At 70.6% G+C, this 14,876-nt stretch carries 13 protein-coding genes; 2 read left to right on the forward strand and 11 right to left on the reverse strand.

What is annotated here, in order from left to right; all coding sequences use genetic code 11:
* The first annotated feature begins 16 nt into the window (after window positions 1-16).
* Entirely contained in the window at window positions 17-1,885 is a 1,869-nt protein-coding gene (gene dnaK, locus K377_RS00350) for a molecular chaperone DnaK (protein ID WP_111661015.1), read from the forward strand.
* A 9-nt stretch (window positions 1,886-1,894) separates the two neighbouring features.
* Here the strand turns inward: dnaK and K377_RS00355 are convergent, their stop codons facing one another.
* From K377_RS00355 to K377_RS00380, 6 genes are all read right to left on the reverse strand, one after another.
* Window positions 1,895-2,755, reverse strand: coding sequence for a helix-turn-helix transcriptional regulator (locus K377_RS00355; protein ID WP_111661016.1), 861 nt, complete (start codon window positions 2,753-2,755; stop codon window positions 1,895-1,897).
* 27 nt (window positions 2,756-2,782) lie between these two features.
* Window positions 2,783-3,505, reverse strand: a complete 723-nt coding sequence (gene narI, locus K377_RS00360; protein WP_111661017.1) for a respiratory nitrate reductase subunit gamma — start codon at window positions 3,503-3,505, stop codon at window positions 2,783-2,785.
* Entirely contained in the window at window positions 3,502-4,092 is a 591-nt protein-coding gene (gene narJ / locus K377_RS00365; RefSeq protein WP_111661018.1) for a nitrate reductase molybdenum cofactor assembly chaperone, read from the reverse strand. The genes narI and narJ overlap by 4 nt, the downstream gene beginning before the upstream one ends.
* Window positions 4,092-5,705 carry a nitrate reductase subunit beta gene (gene narH, locus K377_RS00370; RefSeq protein ID WP_111661019.1) on the reverse strand — a complete coding sequence of 538 codons (1,614 nt, stop codon included), beginning with the start codon at window positions 5,703-5,705 and terminating at the stop codon, window positions 4,092-4,094. The genes narJ and narH overlap by 1 nt, the downstream gene beginning before the upstream one ends.
* A 4-nt stretch (window positions 5,706-5,709) precedes the next feature.
* A complete protein-coding gene (locus K377_RS00375; RefSeq protein ID WP_111661020.1) occupies window positions 5,710-9,396 on the reverse strand; it encodes a nitrate reductase subunit alpha in 3,687 nt (1,228 codons plus the stop codon).
* 130 nt (window positions 9,397-9,526) lie between these two features.
* Window positions 9,527-10,357, reverse strand: coding sequence for a helix-turn-helix domain-containing protein (locus K377_RS00380; protein WP_111661021.1), 831 nt, complete (start codon window positions 10,355-10,357; stop codon window positions 9,527-9,529).
* Window positions 10,358-10,395: 38 nt separating this feature from the next.
* On the opposite strand from K377_RS00380, the gene K377_RS00385 reads away from it, so the two are divergent.
* Entirely contained in the window at window positions 10,396-10,701 is a 306-nt protein-coding gene (locus K377_RS00385) for a 4a-hydroxytetrahydrobiopterin dehydratase (protein ID WP_111661022.1), read from the forward strand.
* A gap of 1 nt (window position 10,702) precedes the next feature.
* On the opposite strand, the gene K377_RS00390 is transcribed toward K377_RS00385, so the two are convergent.
* From K377_RS00390 to K377_RS00410, 5 genes are all read right to left on the reverse strand, one after another.
* Complete coding sequence (locus tag K377_RS00390; RefSeq protein WP_237551853.1) at window positions 10,703-11,407, reverse strand: TetR/AcrR family transcriptional regulator; 705 nt, start codon at window positions 11,405-11,407, stop codon at window positions 10,703-10,705.
* Between the two features lie 40 nt (window positions 11,408-11,447).
* Complete coding sequence (locus K377_RS00395) at window positions 11,448-12,659, reverse strand: serine hydrolase (RefSeq protein ID WP_237551854.1); 1,212 nt, start codon at window positions 12,657-12,659, stop codon at window positions 11,448-11,450.
* A gap of 106 nt (window positions 12,660-12,765) precedes the next feature.
* Window positions 12,766-13,749 (reverse strand): aldo/keto reductase, encoded by a 984-nt coding sequence (locus tag K377_RS00400; RefSeq protein WP_111661025.1) that lies wholly within the window; start codon window positions 13,747-13,749, stop codon window positions 12,766-12,768.
* Between the two features lie 109 nt (window positions 13,750-13,858).
* Window positions 13,859-14,347 (reverse strand): hypothetical protein, encoded by a 489-nt coding sequence (locus tag K377_RS00405; RefSeq protein WP_111661026.1) that lies wholly within the window; start codon window positions 14,345-14,347, stop codon window positions 13,859-13,861.
* Complete coding sequence (locus K377_RS00410) at window positions 14,344-14,832, reverse strand: hypothetical protein (RefSeq protein ID WP_111661027.1); 489 nt, start codon at window positions 14,830-14,832, stop codon at window positions 14,344-14,346. The genes K377_RS00405 and K377_RS00410 overlap by 4 nt, the downstream gene beginning before the upstream one ends.
* Window positions 14,833-14,876: the final 44 nt, after the last annotated feature.

A 14,876-nucleotide genomic window follows, 5' to 3' on the forward strand; every position in this document is an offset into this window, starting at 1 on the left:
GGACAGGAGGCGCGTCATGGGGCGTGCGGTCGGTATCGATCTCGGCACGACGAACTCGGTGGTGGCCGTGCTGGAGGGCGGCGAGCCCACCGTCGTGGCCAACGCGGAGGGCGCCCGCACCACCCCTTCCGTGGTCGCCTTCGCGAAGAACAAAGAAGTGCTCGTGGGAGAGGTCGCCAAGCGGCAGGCCGTCACCAACGTCGAGCGCACCGCACGCTCCGTCAAACGCCATATGGGTGACGGCAGTTGGCACTTTCCGGAGAGCGGCACCGTCGACGGACGCCGGTACAGCGCCCAGGAACTGTCCGCCCGCGTCCTGCAGAAGCTCAAGCGCGACGCCGAGTCCTATCTCGGCGAGGACGTCACCGACGCCGTCATCACCGTGCCCGCCTATTTCGACGACGCCCAGCGGCAGGCCACCAAGGAAGCCGGTGGGATCGCCGGGCTGAAGGTGCTGCGCATCATCAACGAGCCGACCGCCGCCGCCCTCGCCTACGGCCTCGACAAGGGCGACGAGCAGACGGTCCTCGTCTTCGACCTCGGCGGCGGCACCTTCGACGTCTCGCTCCTGGAGATCGGCGAGGGCGTCATCGAGGTCAAGGCCACCAACGGCGACACCCGGCTCGGCGGCGACGACTGGGACCAGCGCGTCGTCGACCATCTCGTCCGGCAGTTCAAGGGCGCGCACGGCATCGACCTCGGCAACGACAAGATGGCCGTGCAACGGCTGCGCGAGGGCGCCGAGAAGGCGAAGATCGAGCTGTCCTCGTCCAGCGAGACGACGGTGAACCTGCCCTACATCACGGCGTCCGCCGCCGGCCCGCTGCACCTCGACGAGAAGCTGACCCGCGCCCAGTTCCAGGAGCTCACCGGCGATCTGCTCGACCGGTGCAAGAAGCCCTTCCACCAGGCGGTGCAGGACGCGGGCGTCGAGCTGTCCGCCATCGACCACGTGATCCTCGTCGGCGGCTCCACCCGGATGCCCGCCGTCACCGAACTGGTCCGGGAACTCACCGGCAAGGACCCGCACAAGGGCGTGAACCCCGACGAGGTCGTCGCCGTCGGCGCCACGCTCCAGGCCGGTGTGATCCGGGGCGACGTGAAGGACGTACTGCTGCTCGACGTGACACCGCTGTCCCTGGGCATCGAGACCAAGGGCGGCGTCATGACCAAGCTCATCGAGCGCAACACGACGATTCCCACCCGCCGTTCGGAGACCTTCACCACCGCCGCCGACAACCAGCCCTCCGTCGGCATCCAGGTCTTCCAGGGCGAGCGCGACATCGCCGCCTACAACAAGAAGCTCGGCGTCTTCGACCTGACCGGGCTGCCGCCCGCGCCGCGCGGGGTGCCGCAGATCGAGGTCACCTTCGACATCGACGCCGACGGGATCATGCACGTGTCGGCGAAGGACCTCGCGACCGGGCGCGAGCAGAAGATGACGGTGACCGGGGGATCGGCCCTGCCCAAGGACGAGATCGACCGCATGATGCGGGAGGCCGAGGCGCACGCCGACGAGGACCGCAAGCGGCGCGAGGCGGCCGAGACCCGCAACGAGGCCGAGCAGCTCGTGTACCAGACGGAGCGTTTCCTGCGGGACAACGCCGACCGCATCCCGAGCGATACACGCACCGAGATGGAGTCCGCCGCCGAGGAGCTGAAGGCGACGCTGGCCACGGACGCCCCGGACGTGCACGCCCTGCGGGAAGGCGCGCGGAAGCTGGCCACCGTCAGCCAGAAGATGGGGCAGGCCATGTACGCCCAGGCCGCCGCGTCGGACGGCGGTGGTGGTGCGCGGGAGGAGGACGCGACGCCGTCCGACGATGTCGTCGACGCCGAGATCGTGGACGACGAGAAGAAGGGCGGCGAAGGCGGCGCGGCCTGACCGCGCGCCCTACAGCTCGGCCCGCATCTTCCGCAGGATCTCCAGCGTCCGCTCCGCCCCGGCCGCCTGCGCCGCCAGGTGGTCCAGGACCTCCAGGTGCGCGCCGACCTCCTCGCGGGAGTCCAGGTACAGGGCGCCGGTCACGTACTCGCTGAAGACCATGTCGGGCAGCTCACGGACCGGGAAGCGGAACAGGGTGAACGGGCCGAACGTCGCCGGGTGCGGGCCCGACGCGAACTCCGCGATCTGGAGCGTCACGTGGGGGAGCCGGGCCGTCTCGATCAAGCGGTCCAGCTGGCCGCGGAGCAGCGCCTCGTCGCCGGGCGGACGGCGCAGCGCCGTCTCGTCCATGACGACCCACAGGTGCGGGGCGTCCTCGCGGGTCAGGAGCGACTGGCGGGCCATGCGCAGCGACACGTGCCGCTCGATGTCGGCCGGAGTCGAGCGGCCGACGGTACCGGCGTCGAAGACCGCCCGCGCGTACTCCTCGGTCTGGAGCAGCCCGGGCACGAAGTGCGGCTCGTAGGAGCGGATCATCTCGGCCGCGCCCTCAAGACTGACGTACAGGCTGAACCAGTCCGGCAGCACGTCGTGGTAGCGCTGCCACCAGCCGGGCAGATTCGCCTCCTCGGCGAGCGCGACGAACGCCTCGATCTCCCGCTCGGGAACCCCGTACAGCTCCAGGAGCATCTGCACGTACGGGATCTTCAGCGCGACCTCTGCGGTCTCCATGCGACGGATCGTCGCCGCGGTGACCCGCAGCGCGCGGGCCGCCTCGTCCCGCTTGAGCCCCACCGTCTCCCGCAGGTCGCGCAGGCGTCTGCCGAGGACGACCTGGCCCACCGTCGGGGCGGGCCGACGTTCACTCACCTCTCCACGCCCCCAAGGAGTCGGGAATCAGGAGCCGGTGCGCTCCCACCCCCGTCGCTCCGGCCTGGCGGTCAGGCGCCGCGGGTCGCGGCTGCGATAGACCACGTACGGACGGAACAGGTACTGCACCGGCGCGCTGAACATGTGCACGAGCCGGGTGAACGGTACCAGCGCGATCAGTGACATGCCCACTACCGCGTGAATCTGGTAGAGCACCGGCACCCCGTGCATCAGGTCGATGTCCGGGTTGAGTGTGAACAGGCTGCGGGCCCAAGGGCCGATCGACTCGCGGTAGTTGTAGCCGTCGCCGGAGGCGTGGGTGAGCTTGGCGGTCATGCCGAGCACGATGGCGGCGAGCAGCACGAGGTACATGAGCTTGTCGTTGCGCGTGGTGGCACGGAACACCGGGGCCTTGAAACGGCGCCGGTACAGCAGCATGAAGATGCCGCAGACCGTGAGGACGCCCGCGAACGTGCCCCCGATCAGCGAGAACATGTGGTACGTGTGCTCGCTGACCCCCACCTTCTCGGTCCACGACATCGGAATGAAGATGCCGATGATGTGGCCCGCGAGGACGAAGAGGATGCCGTAGTGGAAGACGGGCGAGGCGATGTTGAGCAGCTTCGACTCGTAGACCTGGGACGAGCGGGTCGTCCAGCCGAACTTGTCGTAGCGGTAGCGCCAGATCGTGCCCGCGATCAGCAGGACGACGGCGACGTAGGGCAGGACGCCCCAGATCAGGGTGGTCACGGGGCGTGCTCCTTCACCATCAGCGGCAGGGTCGCGAAGGGTTCGAGACCGACCTCCTCGCGGGGCGGGCCCGAGCGGGCCAGCGCGAGCGCCGCCGCCCGGTCCTTGGGCGAGGCGCCCGGCAGTGCCCCGCAGACCGCGGAGAGCACGGTCGCGTACGGGGTGCCGTGCTCGGTGAGGGCGAGGCGCAGCAGCTCGATGCCGCTGCGGTGCTCCTCCAGAAGGAACGAGCCGGCCTGGGCGGAGAATTCGAGGACGGCGGGGAGGTAGTCCGGCAGTTCCTCGCCGGTGAACTCCAGGCCGTGCTCGCGGTAGATCTCCTTCATCTCCACCAGCGACATCCCGCGCCTGCGGGTGTCGCCGTCGCGCCACCACGTCAGGTACAGGCTGTGCCGGTTCTTGAAGTCGAAGACCTGCACGTAGTGGGCGGCCAGCTCCGGGAGCGCGGTGGCCTCGGCGTGGTCGACGAACGGCGCGAGCTCCGGGGCCGCGGCGCGCACCAGCGGCAGCCGCTCGTACAGCTCCTCGTCCGGGTACGTGAGACAGAGCGCCGCCGCCTGGAACAGCAGGGAGGTCCGGTCGGTCATCAGGTCTCCTCCGGATCGTCGGCGGTCTGCCGGCGTTTGGTCAGATGGAAGCTCTCGACGGACACGACGGGCAGCAGCTTGCGGCCGCCGGTGGTGGTGGCCCCGGAGTCGCCGCCGAAGGGGCCCTCGCCGCCCATGCCGGGGCCCTCCTCGTAGTCGAGCGAGCAGGAGTCCGGCAGTGCGGACTCCTCCAGGCGCTGCGCGTCGCCGATGGCCGCGGTCGGGATGACGTAGCGGTCCTCGTACTTGGCGATGGCGAGCAGCCGGTACATCTCCTCGATCTCCACCGCCGACATGCCGACCTGTTCGGAGATCGCGGGGTCGGGCCGGTCGCCGAGGTTGATGGCCCGCATGTGGGAGCGCATCGCGGCCAGCTTCTCCAGGGAGGAGCGGACGGGCTTCACGTCACCGGCCGTGAAGATCTCCGCGAGGTATTCGAGGGGGATGCGCAGGGTGTCGATGGCGCCGAACAGGTTCGCCACGTCCTCGCCGTCGTGCCCGGTCTCGGTGAGCGCGTCGACGACGGGGGAGAGCGGCGGGATGTACCAGACCATCGGCATCGTCCGGTACTCCGGGTGCAGCGGGAGCGCCACCTTGTACTTGCTGATGAGCGCGTGCACGGGGGAGCGGCGGGCCGCCTCGATCCAGTCGAAGGGGATGTCGGCCTGCTCGGCCGCGCGCCGCACCTCGGGGTCCTCCGGGTCCAGGAAGACGCCCAACTGTGCCTCGTACAGCGCGTGTTCGTCCTTCGTCTGGGCCGCCTCGGTCACCTTGTCGGCGTCGTAGAGGATGACCCCGAGGTAGCGCAGCCGGCCCACGCACGTCTCCGAGCAGACCGTCGGCAGGCCGACCTCCAGGCGCGGGTAGCACATCGTGCACTTCTCGGCCTTGCCGGTGCGGTGGTTGAAGTAGACCTTCTTGTACGGGCATCCCGTGACGCACATGCGCCAGCCGCGGCAGTGGTCCTGGTCGACGAGGACGATGCCGTCCTCCTCGCGCTTGTACATCGCGCCGGACGGGCAGGACGCCACGCAGGACGGGTTCAGGCAGTGCTCGCAGATCCGCGGCAGATAGAACATGAAGGTCTGCTCGAACGCGAACTTGACCTTCTCCGCGGCCTGTTCGCGGGTCTTCTGCACCATCGGGTCGAGATCGCCGTACTGCGTCGAACCGCCTAGGTTGTCGTCCCAGTTCGACGACCACTCGATCTTCATCGGCTTGCCGGTGATCTGCGAGCGGGGCTGTGCCACCGGGTAGTCGTCGCCGAGCGGAGCGTCGGTGAGGTTCTTGTAGTCGTACGTCCAGGGCTCGTAGTAGTCCTTGATCTCCGGCAGCTTGGGGTTGGAGAAGATGCCGAGCAGCTTCTTGAACCGGCCGCCGCCCTTGAGCTGGAGGGCGCCCTTCTTGTTCAGCTCCCAGCCGCCGCGCCACTTCTCCTGGTCCTCGTAGCGGCGCGGATAGCCCTGCCCGGGACGGGTCTCGACGTTGTTGAACCAGACGTACTCCATGCCGTTGCGGTTGGTCCACGCCTGCTTGCAGGTGACCGAGCAGGTGTGGCAGCCGATGCACTTGTCGAGGTTCATGACCATCGCGATCTGAGCCATGATGCGCATGGGATCAGTACTCCACCTTCTGCGAGCGGCGCCGGATGACGGTGACTTCGTCTCGCTGGTTGCCCGTCGGGCCGAGGTAGTTGAACGCCCAGCTCAACTGCGCGTATCCGCCGATGAGATGGGACGGCTTGAGGATCAGCCGGGTGAGCGAGTTGTGGATGCCGCCGCGCTTGCCGGTCGTCTCCGCCTTCGGGACGTTCACGGTCCGCTCCTGCGCGTGGTGCATGTAGACCGTGCCGGCCGGCATCCGGTGCGAGACGATCGCGCGGGCCACGACCACGCCGTTGCGGTTGACCGCCTCGATCCAGTCGTTGTCCTTCACGCCGATGGACTCCGCGTCCTGCGGGGACATCCAGATGGACTGGCCGCCGCGGGACAGCGCCAGCATGAACAGGTTGTCCTGGTACTCGGAGTGGATCGACCACTTGTTGTGCGGCGTGAGGTAACGGACCGTCACCTCCTTCTCGCCGTCCGGGCCGAGGTTCGGCTCGCCGAAGAGCCGGTTCATGTCCAGCGGCGGCCGGTACACGGGCAGCGCCTCGCCCAGCTCGTGCATCCAGTCGTGGTCGATGAAGAAGTGCTGACGACCCGTTAGCGTGTGCCAGGGCTTCAGATGCTCGGTGTTGAGGGTGAACGCGGTGTAGCGGCGCCCGCCCGACTCGCTGCCCGACCACTCCGGCGACGTGATCACCGGCACCGGGGCCGCCTGGGTGTCCGCGTATGTGACGCGCTTGCCCTCGTGCTCGGCGGACAGATGCGCCATGCCCTGTCCGGTACGGGCTTCGAGGGTGTGGAAGCCCTGGGTGGCGAGCCGTCCGTTGGTGGTGCCGGACAGCGCGAGGATCGTGTTCGCCGCCTTGACCGCGGTGTCGAGCAGCGGGCGCCCGTCGGCGGGCCCGCCGCGCACCACGCCGTTGCGCTCGCGCAGCTCCTCGACCTCCTGGTCGGGCTTGAGCGTGATGCCCTTGGCGGGCAGCCCGAGCTTCTCGACGAGCGGGCCGAGCGAGGTGAACTTCGCGCCGATCGCGGTGTAGTCCCGCTCGACCACGACCAGGTTCGGCATGGTCTTGCCCGGCACCGGCTCGCACTCGCCCTTGCGCCAGTCCAGGACGACCCCGCCGGGCTGCGCGATCTCACCCGGGGTGTCGTGCTGGAGCGGCGCCGCGACCAGGTCCTTGCGCGTGTCGAGGTGGCCCGCGGCGAGCGTGCTGAGCTTCTCCGCGAGCGCCTTGAACGTGTCGAAGTCGGTGCGGGCCTGCCACGGCGGGTCCACGGCCGGGGTGAAGGAGTGCACGTACGGGTGCATGTCCGTCGACGACAGGTCGTGCTTCTCGTACCAGGTCGCGGCGGGCAGCACGACGTCGGACAGGAGCGTCGACGACGTCTGGCGGAAGTCGAGGGAGAGCAGCAGGTCGAGCTTGCCCTCCGGCGCTTCGTCCCGCCAGGTCACCGTCGTGGGCCGCTCCTCGAGCGACGCCTCCTCGGCCCGCAGGGAGGAGTGGGTGCCGAGGAGGTGCTTGGTGAAGTACTCGGCGCCCTTCGCGGAGGAGCCGAGCAGATTGGCCCGCCACAGGGTCAGCACGCGCGGCCAGTTCTCCGGCGCGTCCGGGTCCTCGCAGGCGAACTTGAGGCTGCCCGCCTTGAGTTCGGCGACGGTGTCCTCGACGCTCTGCTCACCGAGGTCCAGGGAGCTGCGGTCGAACGTCGGGTAGGACGGCATCCAGCCCGAACGGGCCGACAGCGCAAGGCAGTCGGCGCCCGTCATCCCCTCGAAGGCGCCCTTGCCGAGCGGCGACGCGAGCACGTCCGCGCCGAACTTGTCGTAGCGCCACTGGTCGGTGTTGGTGAACCAGTACGCGGCGCCGATCATCTGCCGGGGCGGCCGTGACCAGTCGTTGGCGGAGGCCAGCGAGGCCCAGCCGGTCACCGGGCGGCACTTCTCTTGCCCCACGTAGTGCGCCCAGCCGCCGCCGTTCCTGCCCTGGCAGCCGGTGAGCTGGAGCAGCGCGAGGAAACCGCGGTAGATGGTCTCCGAGTGGAACCAGTGATTGGTGCCGGCGCCCATGAGGATCATGCAGCGGCCGCGCGACTTCTCCGCCGTCGCCGCGAACTCCCGGGCGATCTTGACGCACTTGGCGGCGGGCACCGAGGTGTGCGCCTCCTGCCAGCCGGGCGTGCCGGGGGAGTCCCCGTCCTCGTACGACGAGGGCCACTGGCCGGGCAGTCCGTCGCGCCCGACGCCGTACTGGGCCAGCAGCAGATCGAAGACGGTGGTGACCAGCGGCCCGTCGGGGCCGCCGAGCCGCGTCGCGGGCACCCCGCGCCGCACGGTGTCGCCGCGGCCCTGACCGTGCGCGCCGCCGTCGGTGTCGAAGCGCGGGAGCAGCACCTCCACCCCGCTCGCGACATCGCTGCCGTGCAGGCTCAACTGCGGCTTGATGTTGCCCAGTTCGAGGTTCCACTTGCCCGCGCCCGACTCGGTCCAGCGGAAGCCGAGCGAGCCGTTCGGGACGACCGGAAGGCCGGTCGCCTCGTCGAGCACCGCCGTCTTCCACTCCGCGCCCTCGCCGCCCTGACCGAGATCGGCGGCGCGCAGGAACTTCGACGGGACGAACGCGCCGTCGCGCTCGTCCAGCGTCACGAGGAACGGCAGATCGGTGAACTTCTTGACGTAGTCCGTGAAGAACGGCGTCTCACGGTCGACGAAGAACTCCTTGAGGATGACGTGCCCCATGGCGAGGGCGAGCGCCCCGTCGGTCCCCGGGTGCGGGTGCAGCCACTCGTCGGCGAACTTCGTGTTGTCCGCGTAGTCCGGCGACACGGCGACGACCTTCTGGCCGCGGTAGCGGGCCTCGGCCATCCAGTGCGCGTCCGGCGTTCGCGTGACCGGGACGTTCGAGCCCCACATCATCAGGTAGGCCGCGTCCCACCAGTCGCCCGACTCCGGCACGTCCGTCTGGTCGCCGAAGACCTGCGGGGAGGCGACGGGCAGATCCGCGTACCAGTCGTAGAACGACAGCATCGGCGCGCCGATCAGCGACATGAACCGGGCCCCGGCCGCGTGCGACACCATCGACATCGCGGGGATGGGGGAGAAGCCGGCGACGCGGTCGGGCCCGTACGTCTTGATGGTGTGGACGTGCGCGGCCGCGACGATCTCGACGGCCTCGTCCCACGTGGCCCGCACCAGTCCGCCCTTGCCGCGCGCCTGCTGGTACCTGCGGCGGCGCTCGGGATCGCCCTGGATGTCGGCCCAGGCGAGCACGGGGTCCTTCAGCCGCGCCTTCGCCTCCCGGTACAGCTCCAGGAGCACGCCCCTGATGTACGGGTAGCGCACCCGCGTCGGCGAGTACGTGTACCAGGAGAACGCCGCCCCGCGCGGACAGCCGCGCGGCTCGTACTCGGGACGGTCGGGGCCCACGCTCGGGTAGTCCGTCTGCTGGGTCTCCCAGGTGATGATGCCGTCCTTGACGTACACCTTCCACCGGCACGAGCCGGTGCAGTTCACGCCGTGCGTGGAGTTCACGACCTTGTCGTGGCTCCACCGGTCCCGGTAGAAGACGTCCCCGTCCCTGCCGCCCTTGATCCGCACACTGTGCAGGTCCTCGGCGGCCTTCCCACGCCGGAAGAACCGGCCGGCCTTCAGCAGCGCCACGTCCGGCTCGGCCGGGGCGCCCGTCGTGTCAGTCACCGTCTGCTCCCTCGGTATCCGTCCTTCGCAACGTAGGGGCGTGGCGACGGGAGCACATGCGGTGAGGGCCGTACGGGTTGCGCGGGAGGACGGATTCAGGCCGGTCGTCCCCGGCGCTGGGCCGAACGGGTCAGGCGCGCCGGAGGTATGTGACCGTCGCGGGATCGGCCGGGAGCAACGTCTCTATGGCCAGCTCGGCGACCGTCACGTCCATCGGGGTGTTGAACGTCGAGATGGACGACACGAACGACAGCACGTGTCCGTCGTGCTCGATGACCATCGGCAGCGCGAAGTACGGCACGTCGTCCGACGGTTCGGGGTCCTCGTCCCGCTCCGGCACCGGATAGGCGGCCACCTCGTCGTACAGTGCGCGCAGCGGCGCGGACCGGGCCAACGCGATCTGCCGCTCCATCTGCGCGAGGAGATGCCCGCGCCAGGCGCGCAGATTCCGGATCCGCGGCGCGAGACCCTCCGGGTGGAGCGTGAGCCGCATCGCGTTCATCGGCTCGGCCGTCAGCAGGTGCTCGGGCAGCGACTCCGTCAGCAGCGCGACACCGCGGTTCGCCGCGATCACGTCGTACGTCGCGTTCACGATCAGCGCCGGGTACGGCTCGTAGCCGCGCAGCAACTGCTCCAGGCCCGCGCGCAGCGCGCCCAGCGACGGATCGTCGAGGGACGTCTCGGCGAAGCGCGGCGCGTAACCGGACGCCAGCAGCAGCGCGTTGCGCTCCCGAACCGGTACGTCCAGGTGCTCGGCGAGCCGGAGCAGGAACTCCTCGCTGGGGCGCGAGCGGCCCGTCTCCACGAAGCTGATGTGCCGCGCGGAGGAGTCGGCGCGCAGCGCCAGGTCCAGCTGGCTGACCCGCCGCCGCTCCCGCCAGCCGCGCAGCAGCCGGCCCACTTCGGAGGTGGTCCCGCGCGGCGCCTCGGGCGTGCGGGTCGTCGTCGTCCGGGTCGTCATGGGGAGACCGTAACCGCAAGTGGTGGCAGGCTGGAGGCATGCCTACAGAGCCGCTTTCCCAGAAGGAGATCGAGGACCGTCTCGCCGAGCTGCCCGGCTGGTCGCTCGACGGCGCCCGGATCACCCGCACCTACCGCCTGGGCAGCCACTTCGCGGCGACCGCCCTGGTCGTGCACATCGCCCAGACCCAGGAGGAGCTGAACCACCACTCGGACCTGACCCTCGGCTACAACACGGTCGCCCTCGCCGTGCACACCCACGACGCGGGCGGCGCCGTCACTGCCAAGGACTTCGAACTGGCCCGCAAGGTCGAGGAGTTGGCACCGGGACACGGCGCCGCCTGACTCAGCCCCGCGCGGCCCGCAGCTCCACGGCGTCCAGGAGCAGCGCGAGGGTCGTCTCGAACTGGTCGTCCTCGTCTGCGGCGGCCAGGTGCGGGGCGACCGCCGCCAGATCCGGATAGCGGTCCGGCGACACGGCCAGGTACTCGCGCCGCCACGCCAGCCGGTCACCCTCGCGGGAGGCGCTGCCCAGCGCCACGACCGACGCCTCGTACGCGGCCAGCGCGAGCGAGGTGTCGACCAGCGACCGGTAGTAGCGGGCCGCGTCCCGGTCCCCGAAACCGGCGGTGCGCAGCGCGCCGACGACCACGTCCGCGCCGTGGAACTCGGCGTCGCGCCGGGCGACCCGGGTGGCGACGAGCACGGCCACCCGCGGATGCGCCAGACAGGCCGTCCGCATCCGGCGGGCCAGCGACTCCAGCGTGTGCCGCCAGCCGCCGGACGGGGCGAACCCGTCCATCGCCTCCTGGACCAGCCGCTCGGCGAGCCCGAGCAGGATCTCGTCCTTGCCCGAGAAGTGCCGCAGCACCGCCGTGTGGTTGGCGCCCAGGTCCGCGCCGAGGCGGCGCAGCGTCAGGGCGCCGGGGCCCTCACGGTCGACGAGGGAGAGCGCGGCGTCCAGGATCACGCCCTGGTTGAGCGAGGTGGACGGCGGGCGGCCGCGCCGGGCCGTGGCCTGCGGTGCGGCTTTCGCCCGGGATGCGCTCATGTCCGTCATCCTATCGACCGGCGCCCGCCCGCCCCGGGGCTCAGGCGCCCGCCTCCAGACGGGCGACCAGCGCGGTCAGCGCGGCCACCGTCTCCGCGTCCTTGTCGTCGTCCACCGCCGTGTTCCACGCGCTGGTCTTCACCACGACGACATCCGCGTCCGGGTCGACCCACAGGTACTGCCCGTGGATGCCGATCCCGGTGAACGACCGGCGCTCCCCGTCGAGTGTCCACCACTGGTTCGCGTACCCGTAGTGCCGGGGCAGGTCCCCGCCCAGCGCCCCGACCGCCAGGTGCGGGAGGCCGGCGCCGCGGCTGCGCTCGACCCAGGCGGCGGGCACGATCCGGCGCCCGTCCAGCTCGCCGCCGCGCGCCATGACCAGGCCCACCCGGGCCATGTCCCGCACCGCCGCGTTCAGCGAACCGCCGCCGAGCGCGGTGCGCGGGCGGCCCCGGGTCAGGAAGTAGTACGCGTCCCGCTCGGTGCCGATCCGGCTCCACAGACGGCTGTGCGCGTACTGCGCGAGGCTCGTCCCGGTCGCCGCTTCGAGAACCCAGCCGAGGACCTGGGAGTCCACCGTCGAATAGTTGAAGGTGCCGCCGGGCTCGGCCGCGCGCCGCAGCGACTTCACCACGCCGAGCAGCGAGCCGCCGCCCGACACCGCCTGCTCGAACCGGGCGAACGACGACTCGGGATCGGCGTAGTCCTCCACGAACTCCACCCCGCTGCTCATGTGCAGCAGGTCCTCGACCGTCGGCCCGTCGTACGCGCTCCCCGCCAGCTCCGGAAGGTACGAGACGACCTTGTCGTCCAGCGCCTTGATACTCCCTTCCTCCCTCGCGATCCCGATGAGCAGCGACGTCACCGACTTGGTCAGGGAGAACAGCTGGAACCTGGCCCGCGGCGAGGCGAACCGCCCCGGGTACGCCTCGTGCACCAGCGCGCCACGGTGCAGCACGGCGAACCCGGTCGTGTGGGTGCGCGCGTGCAGCTCCGCCAGAGTGCGCCGCGCGCCCCCGTACTCGTACGTGAATCCGCGCAGCCCCGGCTCGAAGGGCAGCGGTCGCGGCGCCGACGACCGTGGCACGGTCTCGCTGGGCAGCACCGCGGACATGTGCGTGAACGCCCACTCGTTGACCGGCCGGGAGAACGCGATCGCCGCCTGGTTCCGCCACAGCCAGCTCGCTCCGGCGCCCAGGCCCGCGACCGCCGCACCGATCGCGAGCGCGCCGCCCGTCCGCCTCGTGCCCATCCCCATACGTCCTCCGTCGTGCCGCTCGTCGACTCCGGATCCGAATTGCGGACCAATGGTGACACCGGAGGTGAGTGCGGGCAAGAGGCGGCCCGGATGCCGGGGCTCAGGCGGCGTTCAGGCGCGCCCGCTCCTCCTCGGTCAGCTCCAGGTCCACCGCGCTCAGGCTCTCCTCCAGCTGCGCGACCGACGAGGCGCCGACCAGCGGAATCGCCGGCACGTCGGCGCCCAGCATCCAGGCGAGGACGACCTGGTTGACCGTCGCGCCGGACGACGTGGCGACCTCCCGCAGCGCGGTGAGCCGCGCCTCACGGCTGCCGTGGTCGTGCCCGGCGCCCAGCGGCTTGTCCTCGCGCACGTACGCCCCGGTGAGCAGCGGTGAATAGGCGACGAGCGCGAGGTCCCGCTCGGCCCGCACCATGCTGAGCAGGTTGCCGTCGGCGGTGGCGCAGACCCCGTCCGGCGACAGCTCGCTCGACAGATCGGTGCGGTGCCGCAGATAGCTGTGCTGGTACTGGAGCACCTCGTACCCGGCCAGTCCCTCGGCGCGCGCGATCGCCCGCGCCCGCTCCACCTGCCAGGCCCAGTGGTTGGAGACGCCGAGCAGGCCCACCGCGCCTTCCTGCACCAGCGCCCCGAACTCCCGCACCGTCTCCACGAGTTCGACCTTGCGGTCCGGGATGTGCGCGTACAACAGGTCCAGGCGCTCGACGCCGAGCCGGGCCTTGCTGCCCTCCACCGCCGAGCGGATCGCCTTCGCCGACAGGCCCTCGGGGTTGTCGAGGTAGCCGGTGCCCGGCGCCAGCGGCGCCGCGCCCAGCTTGGTGGCGATGAAGATCTCGTCGCCGATGCCACGGCTGCGCCGCCAGTTGCCGAGCAGCGTCTCGCTCTCGCCGCCGACCGTGCCGTCCACCCAGAACGCGTAGTTGTCCGAGGTGTCGATGAACGTGCCGCCCGCCTCCACGTAGCGGTCGAGGATCGCGAACGACGTCTTCTCGTCGGTGACGGTGCCGAACAGCATGGCGCCGAGGCTGAGGACGCTGACCTCGCGGCGGCGGGCCGGGTCGCCGCCGATCGTGCGGTACTTCATGGGAGATCCCCCCTGTCGGGCGGCCCGGTCGCCGGATGCGCGCGGGCCACGGAAAGGGAGTCAACGTCTTGAAGTGCACGCGAAGTCAACGCAGTTGGCCAGAGCACTTCTACTGGCCGATGCGCTGCTTCTCGTCGGTGCGCCGGATGAAGTCCATCGACCAGTTCGGCAGCCACGTCCCGCCTCCGTCGACGGAGAACGCCTGCTCCCAGCGGGCCGTCGTCGCGCTGATGCCCGACCATACGAAGCGTGCCCGCACCTCCTTCCCTTCGTGGGTGTCGTCGCCGAAGAACTCGCCGTACCCGTCCTGTGCGAACCGCCCGGTCACCGGTGGGAAGAGGCGGCCCGTCCGGTCGGTCGACCAGTGCAGCGACCACAGACGGGTCGCGGGATCGAACAGGCGCAGCGTCAGACCGGTCCAGCCCTGTGCGGGCACCGCCATCTCGTCGATGTTCGCGGCCCCGCCGAACAGGGGCCGGCAACTGCTCCTCGCACCGAACTCCTCCCAGCCGCTGTCCGGGTCGAGGAAGTCGAGGCGCCGCCGGTGGGCGACGTCCCACTCGCCGAAGAAGAAGTCGAAGTCGTGCGCGGTGCTCATGAGCGTCCTCCGGTCGTGCCCTCGGGCAGGCTGTCGTGTACGTAGGCGTCGAGATCGGGCCGCTCGGGGGCCAGCATGTGCCGCACCCAGGCGTTCCGTTCGTGGAGCAGGGGCGGCAGCTCCCACACGCAGCCGATCCACGGCCGGTCCGCCGGCTCCGTCGGGACGAAGCGGGCCGGGTCGCGGTCCGGGCAGCCGAGCACCGGCTGGCCTGCGGCGGCACCCCGGAAGTGCAGGACGTTGTCCCACACCCAGCTGTACGCGTTGAGGTACGCGCCGTCGTCGCCGCCCCGGTGCAGCACGACGAACGTGGCGGGCGGCGTGCCGTCCGGCTCGGGAAGCAGCGACGGCAGCATCGCGTACGCCGCCTTTTCGACGTCGGGCGCGATCCCGTGCGGGTCGGCGGTCACGTGGTAGCGCTTGATGCGACGGCCCGCCACCTCGACGGGCGGCGGCACGGTCAGCAGTTTCTCCTCGAAGGCCATGGCGGGACGCTAAGGCCGCTTCACTGACATCCTGTGTCAGTGAA

This window comes from Streptomyces sp. PsTaAH-137 (assembly GCF_003259365.1).
Taxonomy (GTDB): Bacteria; Actinomycetota; Actinomycetes; order Streptomycetales; family Streptomycetaceae; genus Streptomyces.